The sequence below is a fragment of the uncultured Lactobacillus sp. genome, assembly GCF_902491705.1.
Lineage (GTDB): Bacteria > Bacillota > Bacilli > Lactobacillales > Lactobacillaceae > Lactobacillus.
Map to the genome: position 1 here is coordinate 1 of NZ_CABUIW010000070.1, position 9,326 is coordinate 9,326.

The following is a 9,326-nucleotide window of genomic DNA, read 5'->3' on the forward strand; positions in this document are numbered from 1 at the left end:
ATTTTTCACCTCTTTTTTGTCTAAAATTTTTTCAAAAAAGTTTGAATTTCTTTTTTAAAACAAAAAAAAATTCACGATCATTTTGATCGTGAATCCTTTTAGATACCATATTTGCGACGAATTTCGCGTTTTTGGTCTCTTTCTTTAATTGTTTGGCGCTTGTCATATTCCTTTTTACCTTGACCTACGCCAATTAAAACTTTGGCAAAACCGTGCTTTAAATAAACCTTTAACGGAATAATGGCAATACCACGTTCTGCTTGAGCTTTAGCTAACCGATTAATTTCCTTTTTATGCAAAAGAAGTCGGCGGCTTCTAAGCGGTTCATGATTATAGCGATTGCCTTGCTTATATTCACTAATATGCACGTTCTCTAAAAAAGCCGAGCCATTGATAATCTGGACATAGCCGTCACGTAAGTTAATGCGTCTAGCACGTACAGATTTAATTTCTGTCCCAGTTAAAGCAATACCAGCTTCAAAAGTCTCTTTAATGAAATAATCATGGCGCGCTTTTTTATTTTGCGCAATTAGATTTTCATCTTTTTCTTTTTTCATTAAGGTCACTCCTTAATGCTTAAAACTTCTTTGATTTTTTCTATTTCCGCGATTATGACTTCTATGATCCCCACGATTATTATAGTTTCCACCACCGCGATGACCATGATTATTGTGGAAGCCTCTATTGCCGCGGCGACGATTATTCATCCCTCTATCATTGTGCTTTCTCTTAGGTGCATTAGGATCATAAACTTCAAAGTCCAATTGATGCTGTTCAACATTAGCATTAATAAGGGTAACCTTGATTGGCATCCCTATCTTGTATTGTTTATGTGTTCCGCGTCCAGTTAAAGTTAGAGATTTCTCGTTAAAGCTGTAGAAGTCATCTGTTAAGTTAGAAATGTGCACTAACCCTTCAACAGTGTTAGGCAATTGGATGAACATACCAAAACTAGTAACTGAAGATACTACGGCATCGAAGTGTTCACCTACTTGATCTGCCATGTATTCAGTCATCTTCAGATCATTTACTTCACGTTCAGTATCAATTGAGCGTCTTTCTTGAGTAGAAGTTTGTTCAGCAACATCTGGCAAATAACTAGCAAAGTGCTTTTGAATTTCTTCGCCTGTACCCTTGTCTTGATATGCATGAATCATTCTGTGTACCATCAAGTCAGAGTATCTTCTAATTGGAGAAGTAAAGTGAGTGTAGTATTTTGCAGCAAGGCCAAAGTGTCCTAAAGCTTCTTCAGAATATCTAGCTTGCTTCAAGCTGCGCAACATCATCATTTGAACAACAGCTTCTTCAGGTGTACCAGTTGTCTTAGATACTACTTTTTGCAAATCTAATGGCTTAACATTATCTGGATCAGCATGAATGTTTAAACCAAATGCACTACAGAATTCAAAGAAGTTCTTAATTCTTTCAGAATCTGGAGTTTCGTGAACACGGTATAAGAATGGTACATGCTTTTTAAAGAAATCTTCTGCTACAGTTTCGTTAGCCATTAACATAAATGATTCGATCATCTTTTCAGCTGTACCACGTTCATGAAGAACAATGTCAGTTGGCTTTCCTTGATCATCAACGATAATTTTTGCTTCTGGCTCTTCAAAGTCAATAGCACCACGTTTATGACGTTGCTTGTATAAAATAGCATGCAAATCAGCCATTTCTTCAAGCATTGGGCGCAATTTTACATACTTGTCTTCCAAGCCATCCATTTCGCCCTTTAAAGTCTTGTTAACCTTGTTATAGGTCATACGTCCATGTGAGCGCATTACAGCAGGATAAATCTTGTAGCCTACTCTCTTACCTTCAGGCGTAATTTCCATATCACAGGATAAAACAAGACGTTCTACGCCTTCATTTAATGAACAGATACCATTTGAAAGTCTAAATGGCAACATTGGAATAACTCGGTCAACCAAGTAAGTACTGTTACCGCGAGCAAAAGCTTCTTCATTCAAAGGTGTATTTTCGGTTACATAGTGTGATACATCTGCAATATGTACACCTAGGTGGTAGTTGCCGTTAGGGAGTTTCCATAAAACTACAGCATCGTCGAAGTCTTTAGAGTCATCCCCGTCAATAGTTACAGCAGGTTGATCAGTAATATCTACTCTGCCCTCTTTCTCTTCATCAGTAACATGATCTGGAATAGCGTTTGCTTGTGCCATTGCATCTTCAGGCCAATCAGTTCTAACATCATGTGCTGAAACGATTGACATAATATCAACGCCGGGATCATTTTTATTACCAATGATCTTGATAACAGAACCTGTCATAGATTCTGGGTTATCTTTATCAGGATAATCCTTAATAGTGACTTTAACCATGTCACCCATTTGCGGAATTAAACCATTTTCAGATAAGTAAACACGGTACTTATGTAATTTCTTATTGTTGCTTAAAGCATAACCGATAAAATGACTAATTTTTCTTTGTTCATCAGTCAATGAGTGGAATTCACCAACTAAAGTTTCAAGACCACGTTCAAGAATTTCTTCAATTTGTCCTTCTGGTCCCTTACCATTCCATGGGTTGCCACCTGCTGTGATCTTAACCTTTACGCGGTCACCATCAACAGCATACTTTGTGTAATCAGCTGCAATAAAGACATCGTCGGCTTCTTCATCATCAAGCTTTACAAAGCCAAAGCCTTTATCGTTAGCTCTAAAACTTCCTTCAACGATGGTATTTTCTTGAGCTAACTGATATTGTCCTTTACCATCTGTAATAATCTTTTTTTCATGCTCTAAAAAAGAGAGAGCTTTAATTAATTCAGTAAAATTACCTAATCTATCACGACGTGCTTCTCGTTCAATTTGATCTACACGAAATTGTTTTTGTGGATTATGGCGAAAAATTTCTAAAACACCGGCCAAAATTTTTTCGTTTTGTGCCATGTAATTAATCTCCGATCTTTATTTAATTTAATATAAAAAAAGCCTCCCCATCATATTTGATCGGGAGGTACAAAATTTATTTTGAAGACATGTAAGCTAGAATAATAGCAAAGACGAAAAAGAATACCAATAAAACTGAGGTTACTTTTTCCATAAATGCTTCAAAACCACGTTTTTTGGTTTGACCACTAAAAACGGCTCCGCCAGATAAGGCGTTTAATGCATCTTGTTGTTTTTGTGGCTGCATCATTGTTGCAATAACGATTAAGATTGAAACAATGATTAGTAGCGTCATAACTAAATTATACAATGCGCTGCCTCCAATACACACATACGATTTACTAATCAATTTTACCACAAATTGCTACTTTTTGCAGTTATTTTTTCAACTCAGGAGCATCTGTCTTAAAGTCTTTCTGAGTTGTCTTTTTATGATTCTTATACCAAAGAGATGTCTTGCTTGGATCATTAAACAAGCGTTTCAAAGATGGCTCTTTGTTATAATCATAATCTTTAGGCTGCACCTTAGTAAACCACTTTGGACGATAGAATCGCAATAAATTACCGTTAATTACACGATCTGACAAAGACAATTGCGTAGTAACCTGGTTGGAAATTGCAGTAAGCTTAGTCTTCAGTTTCTTATCAGGTTTTATTTCTTCCCCTGTCTTAGTATCGTAGTAATCACTGCCCACTTTAGAATACTCTGGCGTAATAAAGTCACCATTTCTTTGAGCTACGATTTGAGGAGTATGTTTACTTAACAAATCGTAACCAAATTGAATAGTTCCTTTATCATTTACGCCAAGCAAATTAAGCAGCGTTGGTAAAACATCAATTTCACCGCCATAAGTATGGTTAATACCACCTTTGAGTCCCTTCATATGGAACATTAATGGCACTCTTTGGAATTGCAAATTGTCAAAATCATTAAATGATTTCTTCTTAAGAAGTTCTGCACTGGCTTTATGGTGGTTACCGGAAATTCCATAGTGGTCACCATACAAAACAACTAAAGTATTCTTATCAAGGCCAGTCTTCTTCATCCACCGCATCAATTCACCAATAGCTTGATCAAGATAATGCGCTGTTTGCACATAACCATCTACGGTTTCATCCCCCGTATTGGTTTTATCAATAGTCTGATTCTTCTTATCAAGATCATATGGATAGTGGTTCGTTACCGTAATCATCTTTAAATAAAATGGTTGTGGCAAACGTTCAATATACTTAATTGATTGATCAAAGAAGATTTTATCCTTTAAGCCATAGCCAATGTAATAGCTTGGCTTATTTTGATAAAAGGAAAGTGGCATAAAGTATTGATAGCCAAATGACTTATATGCGTTATTTCTATTCCAAAATGATCCAGCACCACCGTGCATTACGGCAGTAGTATAACCTGCTTCTTGGTGCAAGATTGCTGGGGCACTTTCAAAAGTATTAGAAGTACCATAAGTAGACATAGCAGAACCTGATTGTAATCCATATAGTGAATTTTCAAGCATCATTTCTGCGTCAGATGTCTTCCCTTGACCTACTTGATTAAAGAAATTATCAAAACTAATAGTGTCTTTTTGATGATAGATCTTATTCAAGTTAGGCGTTACTTCTTTGCCCTTCCATTTATAACCAATCAAAAATTGCTGGAAACTTTCAAGGTGAATGATTAAGACGTTTTTACCTTTAGCCACACCAGTATATTCAGGATTGGGTTTAACATAATTAGCCTTCAAGTAGTTTTTAACAGATCGCAAGTCAGAAACATTTGCCTTAGCCATCTGTGCACTAGTTTGCGCGGTTTTATAACCATCATAAATGGCATATTCATTGATGCCCAAGTATTTAACAATATAGTTATTATCAAAAGTTCTTGTTAAAAGACCTGAACGATCTTTTTGAGCCATCAATAAATTGAGTCCCATTAAACTGACTGCCAGCAACTCAATTAAAAGATTTACTTTTAGTCTTAAAGGACGAATATCTATCCTGATAACCTTGGTAATTAACAATGCAATAACAATAGCAATATCCGCAAAAGCTAAGAAATCACTTGCCAAAGTTATTCCTGCAATACTTTTTCCTAAATTATCCGATGTCGAACCTGACGTTTTAATAATTGAAAACGACAGAAAATTCGAGAACTCACGATAATATAGAATATTTGAAAAAAGCCACAGCGTTAATATGAAATCAATTATCAAGATAATCCAATACGACTTGCGTCCCTTGAAGAATAATCCAATTCCTAAAAGGAGCATCCCTGAAGGAATTGGGTTAATCAAGAGCAAGAATTGTTGCATCGGACCGACTGCACCTAAATTAAACTTGGTCAAATAGATAAAATACGTTTTCAGCCAAAATAAAACTAAAACAATCGTAAAAAATCCAAGTTTAGTTTGCGTTAGCCATTTAAAAAAAGACTTGATACGTTCCATTGCTCTCTCCTCTCATTACGGTATTTTATCTTACTACGGATTTGAGCAAGACACATTGCTTTTAATAAAAATTAATCACTTTCGGTACTTTTTATTTTTTTAGGCTTAAAAATCCAACCTAAAATTCCCAAAATCATCCCGAAGAAGTATGTAGCCAAACGCCAAATAAACATTGCTAGTATTAAAGCACCATGCGATGAAACAAATGTAGAAAACAAAGTTTGAAAACTATATTCAGCCCCACCTGAAGCACCAGGAATTGGAATAATAGCCATAAACATGATAATCATGATGTTCATCTGGGTAACACTGCTCCATGAACATGGAACATTTAATGCTGTTAATACCATGAAAGGAATTGAGTAGAAAAGTAGTAATTGCAAAATAGTTAAAACAGATGCAATTATTAGCTTCTTTTTCTCTTTTTTAAGCTTTTGGCTTTCTGCATAGAAAGTATCAATTTTTTCTAAAGTAGCTGCACGCCACTTTTCTACACGTTCTTTTTTCATGAATTTGCCTAATAAGTCCATCAACCAATTAGTCGCTTTTTTAGTAAAGCGATAAGCAAACATAATCGCGAGTAAAAAAATGATTGAACTAATATGAATTAGAAAACCGATCGCAATAAAAATAGCTAAACCGGCAAATTTCGTCATTACTGTATGGAAGCCAAAAATAATTGTAAAAACATAGGCAAAAAAAACGACGATCTGATAAATGATGAATTTCATTAACAAAATAGATGTCGACCGTCCACCTTCCATGCCCATCTGAATCATCGCTGCTAGTTGTGAAGGCTGGCCTCCAGTTGACATCGGTGTGATTGCATTAAATAGAGCTTGGATAATTGGAATTCGTAAAAAAGACCAAGCAGATCTTTTAGGCTCATCTTTTCGATGTGCCAAAGTCGCTAAAATTCCGGCTTCACAAACATAAGATAAAAGCATCAAGCCAAATACCATTATCAATGCCCAAATATTAAGGCCATGAGCTGCTCCTAATATTTCAGATAATGGCGTAGATTTTAAGTCCGTATAAAGCACAAAGGCACTGATTGCCAAAACAATCAGAACACCCCATAAATGTTTTTTATTCATTAGCGAATTTGACCTAGCTCTTTACCTAATTTGTATTGCTCATGATAAAATTCGTTCCAAATTCTAGCCAATCGTTCTTCTGAATATTCTTGACTAGCCTTATTAGATAATTCACTATATTTCTTTAATATTTGCGGATTCTTTACGACTTTTTGCAAAATTTGATTCATTTCGCCAAAATCTTTACCGCTCATGTAGTATCCATCAATAATAGCCTTATACAAATCAAGATCACGCAATAAAACTGGCGTGCCACAACTAAAGGCTTCTAGAACAGACATTGGGAACAATTCATCATATGATGGCAATACAAATAGATCAGCAATATTTAAGTATTTGACCAATTTACTGCGATCAACTATTCCGGCAAAAGTTAAATTCTTAGGTGGATTATCTACCATTTGCTTGTAATGTTCATATCCATCAGTGATCTTTCCAAATGAAAAGCCACCTGCCCAGATAAATTGAACGTCAGGATTTGCTTTTGCCATTTTGACAAAGTCATCAATTCCTTTACGCTCTTGGACTTGACCATCACCAAAAACAACAAATTTATCTAATGGAATACCTAACTCATGACGAAAAGCATTTTTGCTTGCAAGCGATTCTTCATAAAATTCTTCCTTAGAAACAAAGTTAGGAATGTATTTTACTTTATCGCGATCAATTCCGTAATCAACTAATTTATCGATAAAAATTGGATTAACTACCACAATTTGATCCATCCGTTGATAAAAATCGATCACATAATTGTAAAAGACTTTTTTAGTAACACCTGGCAACTTAATTGAACCTTCAAGCGTATCAGGCAAGAAATGGACATAACCAATTTTTCTACCACGAGATGGTAAAAAACTATTGGCGTAATACGTTGGATTGATCGTATGGTAGTGTGTCAAATCACTGTTGCCATATTTATTAATCGTTACATAAAATTCATCTACTAAACGCGTTCTCAGCAATTTAATCAATTCATTATATGCAGAGCCAACTCCTTGGCCCTTAACTGAATCTGCTTGTGAGAACATATTAATTCTGATCATCTATATCCTCTTTTTACAATTCTTCATGCTTAGGCTGATAATGATCAATTGCATATTGATAAAAGTTATACACATCTGTCGCAAATTGATCAGAGGAAATTTTTTGTAATTTATTTTGTAAAACTTCCTGAGGAATTTTTCTCCGCCCTTTTTTAAGCAAGTCAATAATTTCTTCTAACATTTCTTTTTGTGTAGTAAAAGTACGACCGAAAATTTCTTTATCAAAAATATTTTCTGTATAGTCGGTATCATAAACTACACATGGTGTACCAGCGGCTAAAGCTTCAATATAAGTAAGCCCTTGAGTTTCTGTATCACTAGCTGAAACAAACAAATCAGCCATACGATAATAATTGCCAACATCGCCATGTTCTACATTTCCGGCAAAAATTACGTAATCTTCCAAGGTTAAACGTTCTACTTGATCTTTTAAAACATCAATATCTGGGCCGTCACCGGCAATAACGAACTTAACATTTGGAAATTCCTCAATGATATCTGGCAGTACATTTAAAATATGGTTTATCTTTTTTTCTGCTGCGATTCTACTCAATGTCAAGATTACTGGTACGTCTTCGTCAATACCTAATTCTTTTCGCACATCACGTCTTGCATCACAGTTTATGCCTTGAATATCTACACCAGTAGGAATAACTCTGATAGGAATTTGAACGCCATAACGGTGCAACAAATCCTCTACTCGACCACTAGGAGCAATACAGCCATCCATATTTTTCAGATAACTTTTTACAAATTGCTTAACATGATATGGCCGAAGCAAGTGACCATTAAGAATATAATGCAAGTAGTCTTCATACATTGTGTGGTACGTATGAATAGCAGGAATATCTAATTGGTGAGCTACATATTTTCCAATAGTCCCTAATGCAAATTCAGTTTGCGTATGAACAATATCTAAGTTTACTTCCTTAGCTACCTTGGTTGCTTCGAATAAACCTCTAAATGCTATTCTTCTATCGGTAAAAGAAACAAAAGGTATACTACTAAAGCGAAAGACATTGGGCTCCACTGTCCCTTTTTTTACATTTGGATCTGTCGTGGTAAAAATAAATACATTATGCCCCTGTCTTTCAAGCGCGTCTTTTAGCGTTTTGATTGAAGTAGCCACGCCACTTATCTGGGGAAAATATGTATCGGTATAAAGACCAATATTCATTTAAATACCTCCATAGTTAGCATTATAAAGATTACTCAAACCATGTGCAATTTTAAATACTAAATTAATAACATATCTTAACAAAAAAAGCGATCCAACTTAATGGATCGCTTATAAAAGATAGCGGTGATCGGGGTCGAACCGATACGTCCGTAATGGACACCAGATTTTGAGTCTGACGCGTCTGCCAATTCCGCCACACCGCCATAATATTAAATTTTAAATAATCAACTTATTCAGTTGATAAGGCGGAGGTCGGACTCGAACCGACGATTAAGGTTTTGCAGACCTCTGCCTTACCACTTGGCTACACCGCCATAAGTTATCAAATTATTTAGAATTGGGATAGCTGGATTCGAACCAGCGCATGTTAGAGTCAAAGTCTAATGCCTTACCACTTGGCTATATCCCAATACTAGGGCGGAATGTGGGATTCGAACCCACGCATGCCGGATCCACAAACCGGTGTGTTAACCCCTTCACCAATTCCGCCATGAAGGTTAAACAGGGATAGTAGGAATTGAACCCACACTAGCGGTTTTGGAGACCGATGTACTACCTTTATACGATATCCCTATTATGGAGGAGGGTGGATTCGAACCGCCGAACTCAGAGAGAGCGGTTTTACAGACCGCCGCGTTTAGCCACTTCGCTACTCCTCC

At 36.0% G+C, this 9,326-nt stretch carries 7 protein-coding genes and 6 tRNA genes; all 13 read right to left on the reverse strand.

The window, feature by feature from the left end:
• Positions 1-98: 98 nt before the first annotated feature.
• Positions 99-557 (reverse strand): SsrA-binding protein SmpB, encoded by a 459-nt coding sequence (smpB, locus tag RDN22_RS10185; RefSeq protein ID WP_308557977.1) that lies wholly within the window; start codon positions 555-557, stop codon positions 99-101.
• A gap of 12 nt (positions 558-569) precedes the next feature.
• The gene (gene rnr / locus RDN22_RS10190) at positions 570-2,909 is read right to left on the reverse strand and encodes a ribonuclease R (RefSeq protein WP_308557979.1); all 2,340 of its coding nucleotides are present in this window, start codon (positions 2,907-2,909) and stop codon (positions 570-572) included.
• A 76-nt stretch (positions 2,910-2,985) separates the two neighbouring features.
• Entirely contained in the window at positions 2,986-3,219 is a 234-nt protein-coding gene (gene secG / locus RDN22_RS10195) for a preprotein translocase subunit SecG (RefSeq protein ID WP_013437272.1), read from the reverse strand.
• Between the two features lie 67 nt (positions 3,220-3,286).
• Entirely contained in the window at positions 3,287-5,347 is a 2,061-nt protein-coding gene (locus RDN22_RS10200; protein ID WP_308557980.1) for an LTA synthase family protein, read from the reverse strand.
• Positions 5,348-5,418: 71 nt separating this feature from the next.
• Positions 5,419-6,444, reverse strand: a complete 1,026-nt coding sequence (locus tag RDN22_RS10205) for a lysylphosphatidylglycerol synthase transmembrane domain-containing protein (protein WP_308557982.1) — start codon at positions 6,442-6,444, stop codon at positions 5,419-5,421.
• Entirely contained in the window at positions 6,444-7,487 is a 1,044-nt protein-coding gene (locus RDN22_RS10210) for a glycosyltransferase family 4 protein (protein WP_308557983.1), read from the reverse strand. The genes RDN22_RS10205 and RDN22_RS10210 overlap by 1 nt, the downstream gene beginning before the upstream one ends.
• A 13-nt stretch (positions 7,488-7,500) precedes the next feature.
• Positions 7,501-8,664, reverse strand: coding sequence for a glycosyltransferase family 4 protein (locus RDN22_RS10215; protein ID WP_308557985.1), 1,164 nt, complete (start codon positions 8,662-8,664; stop codon positions 7,501-7,503).
• 121 nt (positions 8,665-8,785) lie between these two features.
• A tRNA-Leu gene (locus RDN22_RS10220) sits at positions 8,786-8,870 on the reverse strand.
• 40 nt (positions 8,871-8,910) lie between these two features.
• Positions 8,911-8,981, reverse strand: a tRNA-Cys gene (locus RDN22_RS10225).
• A gap of 23 nt (positions 8,982-9,004) precedes the next feature.
• Positions 9,005-9,076 (reverse strand) — tRNA-Gln (locus RDN22_RS10230).
• Positions 9,077-9,083: 7 nt separating this feature from the next.
• Positions 9,084-9,156: transfer RNA gene (locus RDN22_RS10235), tRNA-His, on the reverse strand.
• Positions 9,157-9,169: 13 nt separating this feature from the next.
• Positions 9,170-9,240, reverse strand: a tRNA-Trp gene (locus RDN22_RS10240).
• A gap of 4 nt (positions 9,241-9,244) precedes the next feature.
• Positions 9,245-9,326, reverse strand: a tRNA-Tyr gene (locus RDN22_RS10245).